Below are 19,969 nucleotides of genomic sequence, written 5' to 3' on the forward strand. Positions count from 1 at the left end.
GAACCTCGGAAAACCGTTGCCGCCCAGTGGTCTCACGAACGGCGAACCCTTAGGGTTTCCGAGTCGGACCCCTCACTACACAGGAGACACACACATGGAACGTCCGCTCAACCGCCGCACCGTGCTCGGACTCGGCGTCGGGGCCGCAGCCGCCGCGGCGTCCGGGCTGATCGCCACCCCGGCGCAGGCCGAGGAGGCCGGTGCCGACGTCACCGCCGCCGAATCCGCCGTCGCCGCCTGCGACTCGATCGCATGGTCGTACCAGCGTCACAGCGGCCGCGCCGGCGGCAAGTGGAACGCCCACATCAGCACGGTCTCGCCCGACGGCACCCGCCACCTGGCGGTGAGCCACGGTTCGGACGAGGTGCTCCAGGCGCTCAGCGTCAACAAGGTGCCCGTCGCCGTCGCCGTGCTCGACAAGGTCGACAGGGGACTGATCTCACTGGACCAGCAGGTCGAGGTGAGCGCGGCGATCATCATCCCCGACGGGGACGGCATGTTCCGCCTCGACGGGGCGTACCCCAGCATGGTGACCGTGGGACACGCCCTGGCCGCGCTGCTGACGATCTCCGACGACACCGCGGTCCGGTTGTCCGGCCTGGTCGCCCCGGCCCTGGAGATCAACGAGATCCTGGTCGCCAAGGGCTTCCCGAACACGCAGGTGGAGCCGGTCGCCAACCCGAACCGGTTCTACCTGGGGACCAGTACACCACGCGAGATGCACGACCTGTTCAACGCGCTCGTCGCGGGTGAACTCCTGTCGGCCGGTTCCACCGAGTACCTGTTGAACCTGCTGCGGTCGCCGATCGCGTTCACCGACGGCGTCCGCCGCAACATGTCGTCCGACGAGCGGGCCCGGGTCGCCACCAAGGCGGGCTGGCTCAACGACGAACGCCACGAGGCGGGCATCATGTTCGACTCCGCCGGTGCCCCCGTGCTGACCTATTCGCTGTTCGCCAGCGGCCAGGGCCAGCCAGGTAACTACGGCGCCACCCACCCGGCGGTGGAGGCGCGGGCCAGGATGGGCCGCGACTTCTTCGACGGCATCGTGGAACTGCCCGGTGTCCGCGCCGAGACGTTCCCGATCCCGGAGTACGAACCCAGCAACGGCGGCTGAGCCGATGGCCGGAGCGCCGATCCCCACCGATCGGCGCTCCCGGCCGGGTGCGGGCCTGGGTTAAGCTCGGTGGCGTAGCGCCGGCCCGGTCGAGCCGTCCGGGCGGCGATCGCCGGAGCACTGTGAGGAGCCTTCGATGTCGATGACCATCCTTCCGGTCGGCAAGCCCCTGGGCGCATGTTTCGCGGCATCTGAGCCACCCTCGGAGGAGCCCGAGTTCTACGAGGTGCACGTCGGCAACGAGGTCGAGCAGCTGACGCCACTGGAATGGTTCGTCTACTGTGGCGCCTACGGTGACGCCGACCAGCACGCCGACCACCTGGTCGACCGCGACTGGTTGATAAAGCAACTGGCGTCGGAGGTGTCCGCGTCGAAGATCTCCGCCGAGATCGACGGCCTGCTCGGCAGGGGACTGCTGCTGGAGGCGAACCTGCGCGGCAACTCCGCGGTAGACGTCCTCACCGGCTACCGCATCGTCCCGACCGGCGTCGGCATCAGCAACTCCCCGCAGGATCCGGGCCTGCGGTGGATCGGCCAGCACGGCGAGGGCATGCTGGGGATACCGCAGCTGTCGTTCCTCGTGTGGGCGTTCTCGTACCGCACGAACTCCATGTGGGACTGCTGCACGATGTTCGCCCAGAACCCCGACGGCGTGGACGGCGCCACCGCGGAGGACATCGCCGCGCAGATCGCCGACTCACTGCCGTCGATCGTGTCGATGGAACTGGGCTACCTGGAGCCGGCCGACCGGTAGACCCGCCCGGCCGCACTCACCCGTCCCGCCTCCGACCGGCGGCGATGCCCGCAACCCGCTGCGCCCGCAATCCCGGACTGCCATGCTGTACCGGTGAGCGACGAGACCGACGACTGGCGTGATCACGCCCGGCGGCTGGCCCGTTTCCTGGTGGCCGAGGGGGTGCTCTCCGATCCGGAGTGGACGGCCCGGTTCGAGGCGGCGCCGCGGCACCGGTTCATCCCCGAGGGGATGGTCGACGTCGGGGGGCGACTGGCCGACACCCGCACGTGGGACCGGGAGACACTGCTCCGCCACGGCTACGCCGATCAGGTCGTGGTCACCCGCTTCCACAGCGCCCGGGGCAGGCGGATCGCCACCTCGTCGCTGTCCCAGCCCACCATCATGGCGATCATGCTCGAACTGACCCGCCTGGCGGACGGGCACCGTGTCCTGGAGATAGGAACCGGCCCCGGCTACAACGCCTACCTGCTGTGCGCCAGGGTCGGCGACCACCACGTCACCAGCCTGGACGTGCAGGCCGACCTGGTGCAGGAGGCCGCCGAACGGTTGGCGGCACTCGACATGTTCCCCGCGATCGTCGCCAGGGACGGCTGGCAGGGCCACCCCGACCGGGCGCCCTACGACCGGGTCCTGGCCACCTGCTCGCTCCCCGACATCCCCGTCGCGTGGCTCGACCAGCTCAACCCGGGCGCCCGGGTCGTGGCGCCCATGACCTTCGGAGGGGCGCTGGCCGTCCTCGACCGCACCGACGACGGCACACTGACCGGCGGGTTCGACACCGAGGCCGGGTTCTTCATGCCGATGCGGCACGTAGGGCAGCGCTGGCCCACCGAGGACCCCGAACCGCCCGGCGAGATCGTGGCCACCGACGGCGACGCACCGGGGGCCGCGTTGTTCGACCCCGACTTCCGGCTGTGGCTGGAGGTCGCGGTGCGGGCCACCGAGGTGGTGCCCTACCGGGTGCCGGGCGATCCCACGGCGGGCGTCCGCGTCGAACACGGCGACGACGTGGTGGACGTCGACCTCGGCTCCGGGGAGGTCCGCGGCGCGGCGCGGCTGTGGCGGCGGGTCGCCGCCGAGCACGCCGCATGGGAGGAGACCGGCAGGCCGCCGCGCGACCGGTTCGGCATGACGGTGACGCGGCACGGCCAGTGGGTGTGGCTCGACGGGACCGGGCTGCGGTGGCCCCTCGTCGAGACACCGGGCGGTCCACCGCCCCCGTTAAGCCGCGATGCGACCGGGGAGTGTGACGTGGTTGACCAGCCGGGATCGGCCACGGTGGCCCGACCGACTGAAACATCGTTAAGGTCGGCGGCCTAGGATTGCGGGGACAGCCCCGAGCGCAGTGGAGGGACGCACCGTGGACGCCAAAGACATCGCCGCCGGGCGGGAACGCTGGCAGCAGCGTTACGACAGTGCCCGTAAGCGGGACGCCGACTTCACGACCCTGTCCGGCCTTGAGGTCGACCCGGTGTACGGCCCGCCGGACGGCGAGTCGGACCCCCGCATGGACCGGATCGGCTGGCCGGGGGAGTTCCCGTTCACCCGCGGCCTGTACCCCACCGGTTACCGGGGCCGCGCCTGGACCATCCGGCAGTTCTCCGGCTTCGGCAACGCCGTACAGACCAACGAACGGTACAAGCTGCTGTTGCGTTCCGGCGGCGGCGGCCTGAGCGTCGCCTTCGACATGCCCACCCTCATGGGGCGCGACTCCGACGACCCCAAGTCGCTGGGCGAGGTCGGGCACTGCGGAGTCGCGATCGACTCCGCCGCCGACATGGACGTGCTGTTCGGCGGCATCCCGCTGGCCGACGTCACCACGTCCATGACGATCTCCGGCCCGGCCGTCCCCGCCTTCTGCATGTACCTGGTGGCGGCGGAACGCCAGGGCGCCGACCTGTCCAAACTCGACGGCACCCTGCAGACCGACATCTTCAAGGAGTACATCGCGCAGAAGGAGTGGCTGTTCCCACCGGAACCGCACCTGCGGTTGATCGGTGACCTGATGGCGTACTGCGCCGCCGAGATCCCCCGTTACAAGCCGCTGTCGGTGTCGGGCTACCACATCCGCGAGGCCGGCTCCACCGCCGCGCAGGAGCTCGCGTTCACCATCGCCGACGGCTTCGGCTACGTCGAACTCGGACTGTCCCGGGGCCTCGACGTGAACGTGTTCGCGCCCGGCCTGTCGTTCTTCTTCGACTCCCACATCGACTTCTTCGAGGAGATCGCCAAGTTCCGCGCCGCCCGCCGCATCTGGGCGAAGTGGCTGCGTGACGTCTACGGCGCGACCAGCGAGAAGGCGCAGTGGTTGCGGTTCCACACCCAGACGGCGGGCGTCTCCCTGACGGCCCAGCAGCCGGTCAACAACGTCGTACGGACCGGTGTCGAGGCGCTGGCCGCCGTGCTCGGCGGCACCAACTCCCTCCACACCAACGCCCTCGACGAGACGTTGGCGCTGCCCACCGACGAGACCGCCGAGATCGCCCTTCGCACCCAGGCCGTGATCATGGAGGAGACCGGGGTCACCAACGTCGCCGACCCGCTCGGCGGTTCCTGGTACGTGGAGGCGTTGACCGACAAGATCGAGGCGGAGGCCGAGGCGATCTTCCGACGGATCCTCGCACTCGGCGGCGAGACCGAGGGCGAGTCCGCCGGTGAGACCGCCCGCGCCGCGATGGCGGCGGGCAGGCACGCCATCGGCCCGGTCACCAGCGGCATCCTGCGGGGGATCGAGGACGGCTGGTTCACCGCCGAGATCGCCGAGGCCGCGTTCGTGTACCAGCAGCAGTTGGAGCGCGGACAGAAGAAGATCGTCGGCGTCAACAGCCACACCGAGACGGTCTCCAAGGACCTGGAGATCCTGCGCATCTCCGGTGACGTGGAACGCGACCAGGTGGCGGCGCTGGCCGAGCGCCGCGCGGGCCGCGACCAGCAGGCGGTGGAGTCGGCGTTGAAGCGGATGCTGGAGGTGGCCCGCACCGACGCCAACCTGATCCCGGCAATGCTGGACGCCGTCCGCGCCGAGGCGACCATGGGCGAGATCTGCGACGTCCTCCGCGAGGAGTGGGGCGAATACCGCGAACCCGCGAGGTTCTGACACCGCCTTCGCACGTGGGCGCCGCCTCCGGGCGGCGCCCACGTTCCGTGCGGTGACGGGACCGACGCGCGACACGATCACGCGTCGCGGTCCTCTCGCAGGAGGGCCGTCGCCTCGTCCGTCGGCAGGGTGCCGTCCGCCCGTGGTTGACACCCCGGGGCACAGTGGTGCCGGGCGCCCGCCGGGGTGCGCGAGGGAGGTGCCGTGACACGGCGGTGGGAGTACCTGTCCACCCCCAGAGACGACGACGAGTCGTGGCTGCCGGACTGGCGGCCCACCCGCTACGCCGGCGACGAGCCGCTGACGTGGGAGGACCTGCCCGAGGGCGAGATCATGTACCACCGGTTCCTCGTCGACACGCGACTGGTCGTCGACGGGTGCGAGATGTCGGCGATACACAACCCGCTGCTGGACTTCGCGCTCGCCTGGGTGTGGATCCCGCACGCGCTCCCCGACGTCGGCGGCCGGGTGGAGGCGGACCTGACCATGCAGGCGCACTCCTACTTCGTGGAGAACCTGGGGGACGAGGTCGCGATCACCTCGACGGAGAACACGCACCGTGCGGTGCTGCCCCACGACGACTTCCGCGAACTGGTCGACCACATGGTCACGTCGGCCTTCGAGCTGTTGTACTCGCGGCACCCGGTGCTGCGCGGCAACCACTTCCTGCGTGGCCTGCGGCGGCGGATGCGGAAGGCCGGGTACCTGTGACGCAGGACACGGCGTGCCCCGGGCGTCCACGACGACACCCGGGGCACGTCTTCCACGGAGCGGTTCCGGTCACGCGGGTGGGGCCGCTCCGCCGAGCCGTACGCGCGTCACTGCGGAGGGAAGAAGCTGAAGAACCCGAACGCCGCGGAGATCTCCGCGTTCCAGACCGACTCCTCGCCGTCGGCGAGCGACCGGCATTCCACCGTGTAGCCCTCGGGGTCGGTCAACACGTGCTCCTCCATGTCGCAGAAGACGTCCGTCACGTTCTCGTCGAACCGCAACGCGTCCTCCACGTACTCGCGCGCGACGACCCGCTCGGACGCCTCGTACTCGTAGTTGGCCATGATCCCGCTGCCCGACACGGTGGTCAGGTAGTCGTAGGAGAGCCCGAAGTACGTCACCGTGCAGGTGTACTCGCCGTTGTCGCCGAAGTCGAACGCCGGGCACTCGACGGCCGCCTCGGGGTCCACGACCTTGGTGTACTCGACGGCGTCGAGGAGCAGTTCGTACGCCACCTGCTCGGACAGCGTCGCCGTGTCGGCCGGCTCCTCGGGAAGACCGGGGTCGTCCTGCCAGGCGTCCTTGGGATCGGACTCCGGTACCGGACCGTTGCGGAAGTCGACGCCCGAGGACTCCTGCGTCTCCTCCGTCGCGGTGGGCTCGGGCGCGTCGCCGGAATCCGTCGGGGTGGCCTCGCCGCCGCAACCGCTCAACACCGCCGCCGCGAGGGCCGCCGAGGCGAGCAGGACCGGCCGGAGGACGCGACGGCCTGGAGATTTCGACTTCATGATGTTCCCTTCGAGTTCGCCGGAGGCGGAGACGGCCGCCCGGCCGTGCGCTCCGCCGGCGGCAACGGTATGAAGAGTTCCTTGCGCGGATCTGCCGGAACCGGCCGCGGTGGAGATCATGGGATCACGCTGCGTACGGACGACGCTCGGTCGGAAGGTGAGGTGCCGGGATGTTGATCCGGCTGTTGGGAACCGTGGAGATCGCAGACGGAGCCGGCTGGCGACACGCCGGTTCCGGAAAACAGAGCGTCGTACTGGCGTGCCTGGCCCTCGCGCCGGGCAAGGTGGTGGCGACCGACACCCTCGTCAACCGGATGTGGGGGACCGCTCCGCCGGCCTCGGCCCGTGGCGTCGTCTACGGCCACATCACCCGGTTGCGCGGTCTCTTCCGGCAGCACCCACAGGTGGGGCTGGACCGGGCGAGCGTGGGGGGCTACCGCCTCGATCTGCCCCCCGAGGAGATCGACGTGTTCGAGATGCGGCGCCTGGCGTCGCTTGCCCGGGAGGCCGACTCGCGGTCGGACGCCGACACGGCGGTCCGGTACTGGCGTGAGGCGTGCGCGTTGTGGCGCGGGCCGGCGCTGCGCGGACTGGACGGCGGCTGGGCGATACGGACCCGTGCGGCCCTGGAGATGGAGCGACTGACACTCGACCTGTCCCGGTTCGACGCGGAACTGGCGGTAGGCCGCCACGAGGAGGTGCTCGCCGACCTGGAGGAACTGGCCGTCCGTCACCCCGACTCCGAACCGGTCGCGATGCGGCTGCTCACCGCGCTGTACCGGGCCGACCGGCAACCCGAGGCGCTCGCCCGGTACCGGCGCATCCGCGCGTTCCTGCGGGAACGGCAGGGCATGGAGCCCGGTGAACGCCTCGCCGAACTGCACCGCCGCATCCTGCGCCGGGACGAGGAACTGGCCTGGACCGGTCCCCCCACGCCCGGTCCCCGGCCTCCCCGGCAACTACCCGCCGTCACGGGCACCTTCGTGGGCCGGGACGGCGCGCTCGCGGAGGTCTCCGAGGCGATCGAGGCGGGACTCGCCGGCAACGGCGGCGTCACCAGGATCGCCGTGGACGGCATGGCGGGCGTCGGGAAGACCACCTTCGCGCTGCGGGTGGCCGCCGACCTCGCCCACCGGTTCCCCGACGGCCAGTTGTTCGTGGACCTGCGGGGTTTCGCGGGCGACCTGGCCCCCCGGGAGCCGGCGGAGGTGCTGGAGGAGATGCTGCGGGCCCTGCACGTGGCCGCGGTCCCGGCCGAACCGGCGGCCCGGGCGGCGGCACTGCGCAGCGCGTTGACCGGGCGCCGAGTCCTCATGGTCCTCGACGACGCCGCTTCGGCCGACCAGGTGGCGCCGTTGTTGCCGGGCGTGTCGGACAGCGTCGTGCTGATCACCAGCCGCCGGATGCTCGGCGGCCTCGACGACGTCGTCTCGGTGTCCCTCGACCGCCTGCCGCCGGAGGACGGGGTCGCCCTGTTCCGCCGCGCCGTCGGCCGGGACGAGGACCCGGACGCGGTGGCGGAGCTGGTCGCGCTGTGCGACGGTCTGCCGCTGGCGATCCGGATCGCGGCCGGGCGGTTGCGCAGCCGCCCGTCGTGGCGTGCCGCCGACCTGCGCGACCGGCTGGCCACCGAGACCACCCGGTTGACGAACCTGCGGATCGGTGACCGCAGTGTCAGCCGTGTCTTCGACGTGACGGTGCGGGAGTTGGCCGCGCCGGTGCGCGAACTGTTCGCCCTGCTGGCGGTGGTGCCGCCCGGCGACTTCGGGATACGGGCGGTCGCGGCCACCGCCGCCACCACGGTCGGTGAGGTGCAGTGGATGCTGGACGAACTGGCGGACGTCCACCTCCTCGTGGCGCCCGCCGGTGACCGGTACCGGATGCACGACCTGGTGCGGCTGTTCAGCGCCCACCTCTCCGAGACGCTTCTCCCGCCGGAGGACGTGACGTCGGCGGTGGCCCGGCTGTCGGACTGGTACCTGGCGACCGTGGCCCACGCGACCGAGGTGGCGGCCATGCCGACCGCCAACTTCGTTCCGCCGATGGTGCCGGGGCCGTACCGGATGCTGTTCGAGACCGCCGGGGAGGCACTGGCCTGGTTGGACGCCGAACGCGACAACCTGACGGCGGTGGTCGCGCAGGCGGTGGCGCACGGCCACTACGAACCGGCCTGGCGGATCGTGGACGCGGTGTCCAACTACCTGCTCAGTCGGAGTGCCGCCGACACCCTGGAGCGGCTGACCGATCTCGGGCTCACCGCCGCCGACACGCTCGGCGACCTGACCGGGCGGGTCCGGATGCGGGTGCGGCGCGGCAACCTGGCGCATCTGCGCGGCGAGTACGAGTCGTTGCGTCAGGTGAGCCTTGAGGGTCTGGCCCTGATGGCCGGCACCGACCACAAGGATCTGGAGGCCTCGTTGCGGTCCCAGTTGGCTGTCGCCTTCCGGATGACCGGTGACCTGCCGGGAGCCGAGGAACACATCACCTGGGCGGTGGACTACCACCGCAGCACCGGATCTGACCGGCTGGCGGCCAGCCTCATCAATGCCGGGGTCGTCGCGCACGACCTGGGGGATCTCGGCCGCGCCGTGGATCTGTTCGAGGAGGCGTTGGGGCCGTTCCGGCGCCGGGACCGGTTGAACCTGCCGATCCTGCTCAGCAACATGGCGGAGATCCACTGCCGGTTGGGGAATCTCGACCGGGCCGAGGAGTTGCTGAACGAGGCGTTCGAGTTGGAACACGGGGTCGGTGTCCTGGTGAGCCGGAGCCGTAGCCTGACGGTGATGGGTTCGATCCTGGTGATCCGGGGGCGGATCACGCAGGCTCGCGAAGTGCTGGCGGAGGCCTTGGCGGCCGCTGCGAACGACGAGAGCCTCGAATGGCACACCCAGACTCTCGCGGCTGTGACGTACGCGTGGCTGGATGAGCCGAAGCAGGCCGAGGAGTACGCGAGGGAGGGCCTGCGGCTGGTGGACGAGGGGCACGCCTCGCCCGCCGTCCAATTCACGTTGTGGGCGGGGTTGGCGAGTGCGCTGCGTTGCGCCGGACGTACCGGGGAGGCCGTGGAGATCGCCCGGCGGGCGACCCTCCCGTCAGAGCAGCCGCTCCCCGTCGGAGCCGGTGCGGTTCCCCTCTGCGTCCTGGCGGAGGCGCTGGTGGCCGACGGTCGCCCGGCCGAGGCCGTCGCCCCCGCCCGGTCCGCGGTGGAGTCGCAGTCCCGGCTCGACCTGCGAGTGGAGCTCGTCCGTTCACACCGGGCCCTGGCGGCGGCCCTGACGCGGACCGGTGAGACGGTTCCGGGACGGGAGCACGCCGAGACGGCGGCGCGGCTGGCCGCCGAGATCGGCGCCGATCCGACGGTGTACCGCAGCCCGGACGCCTGAGCTACCCGAGTACGGGCTGCGCGGAAGTGCGTGGTCAGGCCGCGACCCGCCCGGTCGCGGCGCGGATCCACTCGTCCTCGGCCGACGCGGAGGTCCGGCGGCGGTGGTATTCGCGGGTGAGGAGGACCAGCAACGGCGGCCAACCCCACAGCGGCAGATAGCAGGCGACGAGGATCGCGGTCCCCTGGCCGGTCAACATGTCGGTTCCCAGGCCGAGGAGCGGGGCGAGCGTCCCCCAGACCACTATCAGGCCGACGAGTCCGGCTCCGGTGTAGGCGGTGACCACGGCCGCGAGTGGACGCACCGGCCGGCCACCGAGGCCGGGGATCCACCGTGGCGCGACCTCACCCCACGGCCGGACCAGGCCGATGCTCATGAGCGCGGTGGCCTCCGCGACCACGGTCAGGCCGATCATGTAGACGGCGTCGCCCGTGGTGACGGCGCCGGAGCCCATCGGCCCGTCGGGGGAGAAACCGACCGGGACACCGAGGACCACCGCGATGCGCCACAGGCCGGAGGGCAGCACCAGGAGCGGGATGAGGTGGGCGACACGGACGGCCCATCGGGCGGGCGGGATGCGGTTGGTCGTCATGTCCCCAGGATCGGCGCGTCGCGCGGTCCCGGCATCCCGCCGTGGAGTGGCGGGAGTCCCCCGGCCGGGGGACTCCCGGGTGGAGGGAGTCGATCGCGGCGATTCGTCCCGATCCGCCCACACCCGCGGCGGATCGGGTCACAATGGAGCGGTCTGTGTGGGGACCGCGGGGTCGGGTCGACTCGTGGCCGCGGCGCGTCCGGGGGAGGGTGGTGTCAGCGCACGTCGCGGAACGGTGGGCCGTTAGTCGTCGTCGCATCCGTTGCGGGGACGGAGGACCGGGCGTACCTCCCCGTGCGACGTCCGGTGCCGGTTCGGCACGAATCAGCGAATAACCGGACAGTTCAGATGCTTGCCGACCATTGCGACGCATTGGTGTATATCGATACGGTGAGCCGTCAGCGAGGCGATCGTCACGCCCGGTCGTGGACGACCGCCCTACCGGCCGCGAAGACACAGGAGTACGTTGATGTTCAATGCCCGAATCAGGCGCGTGCTGACCACACTGGTCGCCACCGCCATGGCCCTCGTGGGTCTCCAGCTCGCCACCGTCGCCACCGCGTCCGCGGAGCCGGAAATCCAGGCGAGGACGGTCTACTACACCGCCTACGGATACCAGTCGCAGTCGGCGCAGGCCGCCGCGATCTGGAACAACGCCGTACCCAACCTCAACATGGTGTCGTCCTCCAACGGCAGCATCCGCATCTACGCCACCACCGGTGGAGGCAGCCGCGCCTACCCCTGTGGACTGGGCTGCGCCACGATCTACATCGACAGCCGCGACGTCGCCGCGGGCCACAACGCCCTGCGCATCGTCTCCCACGAGATCGGTCACGGCCATCGCCTGCCCGACAACTACAACGGCAACTGCGCGATCCTGATGTCGGGCGGCAGCGCCGGCACCTCGTGCACCAACCCGTACCCCAGCTCGGGCGAGGCGGCCACCGTCAACTCGTACTACTCGGGTTGGATGGCGGCGTCCGAACCGTTGACGCCCAGCGTCTACGACCCGTCACTGGTGACCGTCACCGGCTAGCACGACCGACGTCCACAGTAGGCCGTTCCGGTCCGTTCCGGCGGCCCCGCCCCGCTCACGGGACGGGGCCGTCGGCGTGTCCGGTGGACCGCATCCACCGATCGGTTGACGCCACGGATCCACCGTCCGCGCACCGGCTGAGCGATGCCGGCGGCCCCGGATCCGGCGATTCTCGATGTGTTCCCCCCACACGCCGAGGAGAGACAATGGCCATCATCGAGGTCGACTCGATCGTCAAACGCTACGAGGACCACACCGCCGTCGACGGGGTCTCGCTGCACGTCGAACCCGGGGAGATATTCGGGATCCTCGGACCCAACGGCGCCGGCAAGACCACCACGGTGGAGTCCATCGCCGGGCTGCGGGTCCCCGACGAGGGCCGCATCTCCGTCGCCGGACTCGACCCGGTCCGGCAACGCCGGGAACTGCGGAGGATCCTGGGGGTGCAACTCCAGGAGAGCAAGCTGCCCGAGCGACTGCGCGTCGCCGAGGCGATGGAACTGTACGGCTCCTTCTACCCCGAACCGGCCGACTGGCGCGAACTGCTGGACATGCTGAACCTGTCCGCCAAGGCCAAGACCGCGTACGGCAAACTCTCCGGCGGCCAACAGCAGCGACTCTCCATCGCCCTCGCCCTGGTGGGCAGGCCCCGGATCGCGATCCTGGACGAGTTGACCACCGGCCTCGACCCGCAGGCCCGCCGCGACACCTGGGACCTCGTCGAACGGGTCCGCGACACCGGCGTCACGATCGTGCTGGTCACCCACTTCATGGACGAGGCCGAACGGCTGTGCGACCGGATCGCCGTCATCGACTCCGGCAAGGTCGTCGCGATCGACACCCCCGGCGGCCTCACGGCGCGGGTCGACGGCGGGCAGCGCGTCCGGTTCCGGCCGTCCGCGCCGATCGACGACGCCGAACTCCTGCGGCTTCCCGAGGTCACCGACGTGACCCACCACGGGACCCAGATCGTCGTCTCCGGTGACGGGGAACTGCTCCACGCCGTCACCTCGCTGCTGGCCCGTCACCGGATCGTCGCCGCGGACCTGCGGATCGAACAGGCCGACCTCGACGACGCCTTCGTCGCCCTGACCGGCCGGTCACTGCGCGACTGACACCGCCCCGCCCCGCCGACCCCACATCCCGAGGAGTACCCGTGTCCACCTTCCTGAAGATCACGGCCGTGGAGGCCCGACTGTTCTGCCGCGACCGCGCGGCCCTCATCCTGTCCCTGGTCCTGCCCGTGGCGATCCTGGTGGTCCTGGGCGCCATTCCGATGTTGCGCACCCCGGACGAGAACTTCGGCGGCATGCGCTTCATCGACTACTTCGTACCGTCCCTGCTGGTCATCTCGATCGCCATGCTCGGCCTGTCGACGCTGCCCTCCATCATCACCACCTACCGGGAACGCGGCGTGCTGCGCCGGATGTCGGCGACACCGGTCCACCCCGCGATGCTGCTGGGCGCGCAGTTGGTCGTCAACATCGCCGCCGCCCTCGCCTCCGCCCTGCTCCTGATGGGCGTCGGCGCGATCGGGTTCGACATCGCCATGCCGCGTCACATCGGCGGGTTCGTCCTGACGTTCCTGCTCGGCATCACGGCGGTCTTCGCGATCGGTCTCATCGTGGCGGCCACCGCCAAGACCACCCGCTCCGCCAACGGGCTGTCCAGCGTCCTGTTCATGGTGACCATGTTCCTCAGCGGCGTGTACCTGCCCCGGTTCATGCTCCCCGACGCCGTGAACCGGATCGGCGACTTCACCCCGCCCGGCGTGCAGGGGCTGCTCGACACCTGGAACGGCCAGGCCCCCGAACCGCTGCCGCTCGTCGTCATGGCGGTCGTGGCGCTCGGCGCCCTGGCCCTGTCGGCCAGGTTGTTCCGCTGGGAGTGACGCCGCCACCACGGCTATCGTTCGAATCCTCCGCCGCCGGCGTCCACGCCGGCGGCTCAACCCCCACCCCCGGGAGCCACGTCATGTCGGTAGCGCCGTCACCGCCGGACCACGCCAGGCTCTACGAACGGTACGACCGGTACCTGGCGGTCCTGCCCTACGTCCTCCTGGGCCTCTCACTGGTGTTGAGCCAGGTCGTCGACGACCCGGCCCCGCAGCGGCGGTGGCAGGCCGTGGCCCTGAGCGTCGTCGCCGCGATCTGGGTGTTCGTCACGTTCACCCTCCCCCGTCGCCGCGGCACCGCCTCGGCGAACCGGATGACGCTGTACTTCGCCGGCCTGGTCGTGTTGTGGCTGTTCATGATGCCGATCCACGGGGTGTTCTTCGTATTCGTCATCACGGGCTTCTTCCACGCGCACCTGCTGGAACGCGGCGTCGTGACGCTGGCCGGGGTGACGGTGACCTCGCTGATCGTCAACCAGGGGATCGTGAGCGGGCCGGACCCGACCGGTACCGACATCACCGTGTACGTCGTGGTCGTCCTCGTGCAGGCGGGGGCGATCGGCGGCGGGATGGTGGTGGCGCAGCGGGTGGAGTACATGGACCGGGAACGCCTCCGGACGATGCGGGAACTCGAGGCCGCGCTCGCCGAGAACGCCGGACTGCACCGGCAGCTCCTCACCCAGGCCAGGGAGGCCGGCGCGCTCGACGAACGGCAGCGGATGGCCCGCGAGATCCACGACACCGTGGCGCAGGGCCTCACCGGGATCATCGCGCAGTTGCAGGCCGCCGACAACCTCGCCGACGACCCGCAGGCGCGGCGGCGGCACCTCGACACCGCCGCGGAACTGGCCCGGAGCAGCCTGACGGAGGCCCGCCGGTCGGTACAGGCGATCGGGCCGCCGGTACTGGAGGAGACCCGGCTGCCGGAGGCCGTCCGGGACGTCGCGACTCGCTGGTCGAACGTCACCAACACCGCCGTCGTGGTGACGGTGACCGGCGACGACCGGCCGATGCATCCCGAGATAGAGGTGACCCTGCTGCGCACCGTCCAGGAGGGCCTGGCCAACGTCGGCAAACACGCCCGCGCGGGCAGGGTCGGCATCACCTTGACGTACATGGAGGACGTGGTGACCCTCGACATCCGCGACGACGGTGTCGGTTTCACCCCGGGCGCGGCGCCCCGCGAGGACGGCGGCTACGGGCTGACCGCCATGCGGCAGCGCATCACGCGACTGGCCGGGGAGCTGTCCGTAGAATCCGAACCCGGAGCGGGCACCGCCATCTCCGCGAACCTTCCCGCCATCCCGCAGGTGACGACGCCATGACCGAGACCCCGACCACCCTCCTCATCGCCGACGACCACCCGGTGGTGCGCGACGGCCTGCGCGGCATGCTGACCGGGGCGGGTGGATTCGACGTCGTCGGTGAGGCCGCCGACGGCCGGGAGGCCGTCGACAAGGCCGGGGTGTTGCGTCCCGACGTGATCCTGATGGACCTGCGGATGCCGGTCATGGACGGCGTCGCGGCGATCCGCAGGCTCACCGAGCTGGGAATACCCTCCAAGGTCCTGGTCCTCACCACCTACGACACCGACGGCGAGGTACTGCCCGCCATCGAGGCCGGCGCCACAGGCTACCTGCTCAAGGACGCCTCACCGGAGGAACTGCGCCGCGCCATCCGCACCGCCGCGCGCGGTGAGGCGGTGCTGTCGCCCAGCGTCGCCGCCCGCCTCATGGGCAGGATCCGCACCCCCGTCGCCGAGACCGGCCCGCTCAGCCCGCGCGAGGTCGAGGTGCTGTCGCTGATCGCCCGCGGCCACACCAACAAGGAGGCCGCGCGGGAACTGTTCATCAGCGAGGCGACCATCAAGACGCACCTGCTGCACATCTACGCCAAGCTGGAGGTCAAGGACCGGGCCTCGGCGGTCGCCGCCGGTTACGAACGCGGCCTGTTGACCGGCCGGGGTTGAGCACTCAGCCCGGCCGCCACGGGTAGTAGGCGTCCCGGTTGGCGTAGTACCCGGTGACGAGCAGCCCGACCGCCGGACCGAGCCGGGGGAACCGCGTGTCGCTGAGCCAGCCCGGCGGTCCGGCGTCCGGCTCGAAACCACCCGCCAGGCCCGGCATCAGGTTCTCCCCGGTGTCGGGCAGCGCGTTGGGGGAGGCGTCCAGTTCCGGCGGATCGTGACGGTCTATCCGCAACAGTGGATTGTGGATGCTCTTCAACTGGTTCACCATGACACCGGCGAGTGCCGCCACCAGCAGCGGCAACAACAGCGCCACCGCCGCGGCGGGGGAGTCGGTCGGCGCGGTCAGCAGGAAACGGAACACGATCAGCCCGATGCCGGCCATCGCCAGCGCCGACACCGTCCAGCCGACACCCTGCTCGACCCACTGCCGCAACCGCGGCAGGTTCCCCTCCGCCGGGTCCTCGCCGGGACCGTCGACGGCGGCCTGCCACGCCTCGCACTGTTCCACGATCAGCCGCGCCCGCGGTGCCCGGGAGGTGACGTGCGCCCGTCCCGCCTGCCGTCTCGCCCGCTCCAGCAGTTCGGGGTCGCCGCTGACCCGGTACCGGCACAGCAGCCATTCCGCGTGCACCTCCATGAGGTCGGCCGCCACGAGGGGTTTGCGGTCCCCGGTCTGCGCCTCGATGGTCTCGGTGAGCAGGCGTTCCATGTCGGACGTCTGCGCCGACGGCCGTTCCCGCTGACGCCAGCGCGGCCACCGGCGGGCCGGTGCCGCCTGCGCGATACGCCGCCACCGCAGGATGTCGGCCATCACTCGGCCACGCACCGCCACCGGGTGATGCGGTGACTCCGAAAGCACCGAGGCGAAACAGTCCTCGGCGAGTCCGGCGTGTTCTCCACCGGGGTAGCGGATGGCCGCCTGGAGGTGGACGGTGCCCAGCATCGCGCGGATGCCGGGGGAACCGGGGTTGCGGGCCAGGCCGGCGGTCAACACGTCCTGTGCCCGGTCCAGTTCCCCGAGCGAGGTCAACACCAGGCCCAGCGCCGTGTACGGCCCCTGCGCCGGGTGGACCCGGATCGCGGCGCTCAGGTGCTCCCTCGCCCGGTGGAGGTCGCCCAGGTGGAACTCGACGTAACCGGCGAGCGTCAGGCTCCGTTCGGACCTCTCGTGGCTCAACAGCTCCCGCACCTGCTCGCGGGCGTTCACGAGGTAGGTGCGGCGCAGTCCCGGACCCGCCGTCGACTGCTCCACCTCGCGCAGGCCGCACACGACGAGGCCGTACAGCGCCTCGGTGCAGGCCAGTCCGAACCCCATCGCCTCGGTGAAGTGGTGCCTGGCGGTGTCGGGGGAACCGTCCCGCAACGCCAGCCAGCCACGTCCACAGTGGGCCAGCATCCGGGCGTTGACGTCGGCGCTCTCGATCAACTCGTCGAACTGCTCACCTCCGCCGGTGCCCAGCCTGATTCTCGCCCAGGCCAGGTCGGTCAACAGCCCGGCGTCGTGCGGCAGATGCCGCAACGCCCACGACAGCACCGCCTCCGCCTTCTCGTAGTTCCCGTCGAGACGGTGCAGGAACGCCGTCTGCGCCACCACCGCCGGGTTCACCGGCAGCTCCCGCACCACATCGGACAACTCCCGCAGCGCCTCGGTCCGCCGGTGCACGTCCTCGAGACTGCCCGCCAACGCCAGCCGCGCCCGCCCGCTCGCCGGGTAGTCGCGCCGCAACCGCCACGCCAGTTCCAGGGCGCGGTCGATCCGGCCCGTCGCCCGGATCGCCCGCAGGCGCAGGATACGGCCCCGGATCGACAGGTCCTCCTCCTCGATGTGACGCAGCAGCGACAACGCCCCGTGGGGATCCCCAGTCGCGACGAGGTGTTCGCCCAGCAGCACGCGCAGCCGCGTGGACGTCGGCCGCCGCGCGATCTCGGTCCGCAGCAGCCGGATCGCCTCCTCACCGTCGCCCTGGATCATGAGGAGGTGCGCGCGGCGCTTGATGAGCGTGCGCGAATGTGGCAACTGGTCGGCGCACCGCCGCAGATGCGCCGCCACCTGGTCGAAGTCGCCCCTCACCGCGGCGATCTCGGCCAGCTCGCTCCACAGCCGGGGATCCGATCGGTTGCCGGCCGCCATGCAGCGCCGCACCACCGCCTCGGCGGTGGCGAGCTGGAGGTTCGCCCGGTACAACGCGGCGGCGGTCCGTACCGCCTCCGGTTTGTCGGTGTGCGCGGCCAACCGGTCGGCCAACCCCCTGGCGTCACGGTCCCACCGTCCGGCGCGCGCGTACACGGTCGCGGCCTGCACCGCCGTCACGACGTCGGTGATCGGCGCCGCCGCCGTCTCCCGGACCCGCTCGACGGCCTCGTCGGGTTCACCCCGCTTCAACAACGCGTGAGACAGCGCGTCACGGACCTCCGGGTTCTCGGGCCGCCGGTGCCACGCCCGCTCCGCGGCGGTCACCGCCTCGGCGTGACGGCCCGCCTTGGTCAGGTAACGCGCCCGCCAGGCCAGCGCGTGCGGATTGCCCGGTTCGATCGCCAGCGCGGTGTCGAGCGCGGTCAACGCCTCCTCATACCGGTGCTGCTCGCCGTGCAGCCACGCGTGTTCACAGCGGATCGTCACGTCACGCGGTAGCTCCCGCTGCGCGGCCGACGCCTCCTGATGCGCCTGCCGGTACCGCTTCAACATGCGGAGCGCGTGGATACGGCCACGGGTGGCCCCGGGATGCCGGGGCGACCTGGCCAACGCCCGGTCGAACTCACGCAGCGCGGCGCCGGGCCGGTACTGGTCGACCAGGAGCCAACCGTGCTCCTCGGCCAGCTCCGGCGAATCCGGGAAGCGTTCACGCGCGGTGAGCACCGCCGCCTCGGCCTCCCGCAGCCGCAACTGCCAGCGCAGCGCCGTGACCTGCCACTGCAACACCGTCGCCAGGGTCTCGGACCGCATCGGGATGCCCGCCTCCCGTTGCCGCAGGAACGTGCGTTCCGCCTCGGCGAACAACCGCGCCGCACCCTGGTAGTTCAGTTGGTCGCCCTCGACCATGCCCAACGCCAGCAGGATCCTCACCCGTGGCACCGGGGAGGCGCCCGGATCGGTCGCCAACGCCCGCTCCCGGTCCGCCAGCTCCTCCTCGATCCGCGCGACCGTGTCGAACCGGCGCGCCCACGACCAGCAGCGGATCAGTCCCGCCCAGACGATGCCGTGGGAGGGGTTCGCGGCGATGGCCTGCCGGAACAACCGGTCGGCCTCGGTGTAGAAGCCCCGCTGTGCCAGGCCCTCACCGGCCAGGCACAGCACGATCGGGTCCTCCGGAAGCCGCTCCCGCAGGTCGTCGGCCGCGGCGGTCACCTCGGCCGGGTCGGCCGGGGAATGCCGGTCGGCGCACAGCAGGATCCGGGCCAACAGCGCCTCACGCTGAAAGGGATCGGTCGCCAACACACCGGCCACGACGGAGAGCGCGGCGGCACGCCTTCCCCGGTCGACGAGATACTGGCCGTACTCGACCGTCAGGTCGGCGGTGGCGTCGCGTTCCTCGGCGAGCCGCCGCAGCTCCGCACCGGCGCCGGACGCCCGCAACACCTGCGCCCGGGTCACCAGGGACTCGGTGAATCCGCCGGAGAGGGCATCGCAGCGGTCGAGCAGCCGCAGCGCCTCCGGCCCCCAGTCGTGGCGCGCGGCGTACCTTCCCCGGCCCAGCTGGCGGGCACGTTCCAGCAGGATCACCGGATGCTCCGACATCGGACGCCTGGGGCCGTCCGGGCCGGCGGGAAGGGAGAACTTCGCCGGGTCCTCCGTGTCGGCCAGCAGCCGCCGCGACTCGGCGACGTCGCTGCGGTGGTGATGCAACCGGGCGAGCCACCGCCACGGGTTCGCCAACCAGATCCCGTGCGTGGAGGCGACGTCCCGGGCCACGTCCATCGCCCGGTGAAGGCTCTCCACCGCACCGGGAAGGTCGCCGATGCGTTCCTGGATGCGACCGGCACTGGTCAGCCACCGCACCTCGGCCTGGCCGGCGGCGAATCCCGAACCGGAGTCGGAGCGGGTGAAACCCTGGCCGATCTCGCCCCGGATGTCGCGGTGGCGGCCCAGCCGCAGCAGCAGAATCAGCCGCAGTGTGAAGACGGTGACGCTGCCGGTCTCCTCGCCCAGCACGCGCAGCCCGCGGTTCACCTCGCCGCGCGACGCGTGCCAGCGCGCGATCGCCACCCGCAGATAGCGCAGGCCGTCGTCACCGTGGTAGCGGCCGTCGGCGATGTCCCGCTCGGCGCCGGCGACCAGTGCGCCGGTCTCGGTGTGGCGGCGCAGCCGGCAGCCCGCGGCGATGCGTTCGGCGAGTAGGGCCGGCCGGGGGTCGGCCCATTCCTCGCACTGCCGGATGACGGCCTCCGCGTCGCCCAGGTCCCGCAGGATGCGCAGGTGGAGCAGCCGCGGCTCCGGGTCGTCCGGCCGTTCCCGGATCAGTTCGGTCGTCATCCGAGACGCCTCGCCGAACAGCCACAGGTGCCGCAGCCGGTCGGCGGTGATGAGGGAGTGCGACATCGGCCCACCGCCTTATCGATGACTTTCGATAATTATGGCGTGGTCCCGCCACCCCACCCCGCCTCCGTGACCCGCCCCGCCCCCTACC

Annotated in this window: 14 protein-coding genes; 11 read left to right on the forward strand and 3 right to left on the reverse strand. The window is 71.3% G+C overall.

The genetic code is table 11. From position 1 onward, the window contains the following. The first annotated feature begins 94 nt into the window (after positions 1 to 94). From LX16_RS01470 to LX16_RS01490, 5 genes are all read left to right on the forward strand, one after another. Entirely contained in the window at positions 95 to 1,117 is a 1,023-nt protein-coding gene (locus tag LX16_RS01470) for a serine hydrolase (protein WP_147131917.1), read from the forward strand. Positions 1,118 to 1,253: 136 nt separating this feature from the next. Further along, positions 1,254 to 1,871: a hypothetical protein gene (locus LX16_RS01475; protein ID WP_147131920.1), complete on the forward strand. Its 618-nt coding sequence runs from the start codon at positions 1,254 to 1,256 to the stop codon at positions 1,869 to 1,871. A gap of 93 nt (positions 1,872 to 1,964) precedes the next feature. After that, positions 1,965 to 3,194, forward strand: coding sequence for a methyltransferase domain-containing protein (locus LX16_RS01480; protein WP_147131924.1), 1,230 nt, complete (start codon positions 1,965 to 1,967; stop codon positions 3,192 to 3,194). A 40-nt stretch (positions 3,195 to 3,234) separates the two neighbouring features. Continuing rightward, complete coding sequence (icmA, locus tag LX16_RS01485) at positions 3,235 to 4,971, forward strand: coenzyme B12-dependent isobutyryl-CoA mutase large subunit (RefSeq protein ID WP_147131927.1); 1,737 nt, start codon at positions 3,235 to 3,237, stop codon at positions 4,969 to 4,971. 204 nt (positions 4,972 to 5,175) lie between these two features. Beyond that, a complete protein-coding gene (locus LX16_RS01490; RefSeq protein WP_147131931.1) occupies positions 5,176 to 5,682 on the forward strand; it encodes a hypothetical protein in 507 nt (168 codons plus the stop codon). A 107-nt stretch (positions 5,683 to 5,789) separates the two neighbouring features. Here the strand turns inward: LX16_RS01490 and LX16_RS01495 are convergent, their stop codons facing one another. Then, positions 5,790 to 6,470, reverse strand: coding sequence for a hypothetical protein (locus tag LX16_RS01495; protein ID WP_147131935.1), 681 nt, complete (start codon positions 6,468 to 6,470; stop codon positions 5,790 to 5,792). Positions 6,471 to 6,640: 170 nt separating this feature from the next. Between LX16_RS01495 and LX16_RS01500 the strand changes: the two genes are divergently transcribed. Beyond that, positions 6,641 to 9,853 carry an AfsR/SARP family transcriptional regulator gene (locus LX16_RS01500; RefSeq protein WP_147131938.1) on the forward strand — a complete coding sequence of 1,071 codons (3,213 nt, stop codon included), beginning with the start codon at positions 6,641 to 6,643 and terminating at the stop codon, positions 9,851 to 9,853. A gap of 34 nt (positions 9,854 to 9,887) precedes the next feature. Here the strand turns inward: LX16_RS01500 and LX16_RS01505 are convergent, their stop codons facing one another. After that, a complete protein-coding gene (locus LX16_RS01505; RefSeq protein ID WP_147131942.1) occupies positions 9,888 to 10,445 on the reverse strand; it encodes a hypothetical protein in 558 nt (185 codons plus the stop codon). Between the two features lie 469 nt (positions 10,446 to 10,914). On the opposite strand from LX16_RS01505, the gene LX16_RS01510 reads away from it, so the two are divergent. The 5 genes from LX16_RS01510 to LX16_RS01530 all read left to right on the forward strand — a co-directional run bounded on the left by LX16_RS01510 (position 10,915) and on the right by LX16_RS01530 (position 15,344). Then, positions 10,915 to 11,481, forward strand: coding sequence for a snapalysin family zinc-dependent metalloprotease (locus LX16_RS01510; RefSeq protein ID WP_147131945.1), 567 nt, complete (start codon positions 10,915 to 10,917; stop codon positions 11,479 to 11,481). 206 nt (positions 11,482 to 11,687) lie between these two features. Next, positions 11,688 to 12,596 (forward strand): ABC transporter ATP-binding protein, encoded by a 909-nt coding sequence (locus tag LX16_RS01515; RefSeq protein WP_147131949.1) that lies wholly within the window; start codon positions 11,688 to 11,690, stop codon positions 12,594 to 12,596. Positions 12,597 to 12,637: 41 nt separating this feature from the next. Further along, a complete protein-coding gene (locus tag LX16_RS01520; RefSeq protein ID WP_147131952.1) occupies positions 12,638 to 13,372 on the forward strand; it encodes an ABC transporter permease in 735 nt (244 codons plus the stop codon). Positions 13,373 to 13,455: 83 nt separating this feature from the next. Beyond that, complete coding sequence (locus tag LX16_RS01525) at positions 13,456 to 14,700, forward strand: sensor histidine kinase (protein ID WP_147131956.1); 1,245 nt, start codon at positions 13,456 to 13,458, stop codon at positions 14,698 to 14,700. Next, positions 14,697 to 15,344, forward strand: a complete 648-nt coding sequence (locus LX16_RS01530) for a response regulator (protein ID WP_147131959.1) — start codon at positions 14,697 to 14,699, stop codon at positions 15,342 to 15,344. Before LX16_RS01525 ends, LX16_RS01530 begins: the two co-directional genes overlap by 4 nt. 4 nt (positions 15,345 to 15,348) lie before the next feature. Here LX16_RS01530 and LX16_RS01535 read toward each other — a convergent pair whose 3' ends face one another. Beyond that, positions 15,349 to 19,881, reverse strand: coding sequence for a tetratricopeptide repeat protein (locus tag LX16_RS01535; RefSeq protein ID WP_147131962.1), 4,533 nt, complete (start codon positions 19,879 to 19,881; stop codon positions 15,349 to 15,351). Between the last annotated feature and the right edge of the window lie 88 nt (positions 19,882 to 19,969).

The organism is Stackebrandtia albiflava, assembly GCF_007994225.1.
In the GTDB taxonomy this organism is placed as follows: domain Bacteria; phylum Actinomycetota; class Actinomycetes; order Mycobacteriales; family Micromonosporaceae; genus Stackebrandtia; species Stackebrandtia albiflava.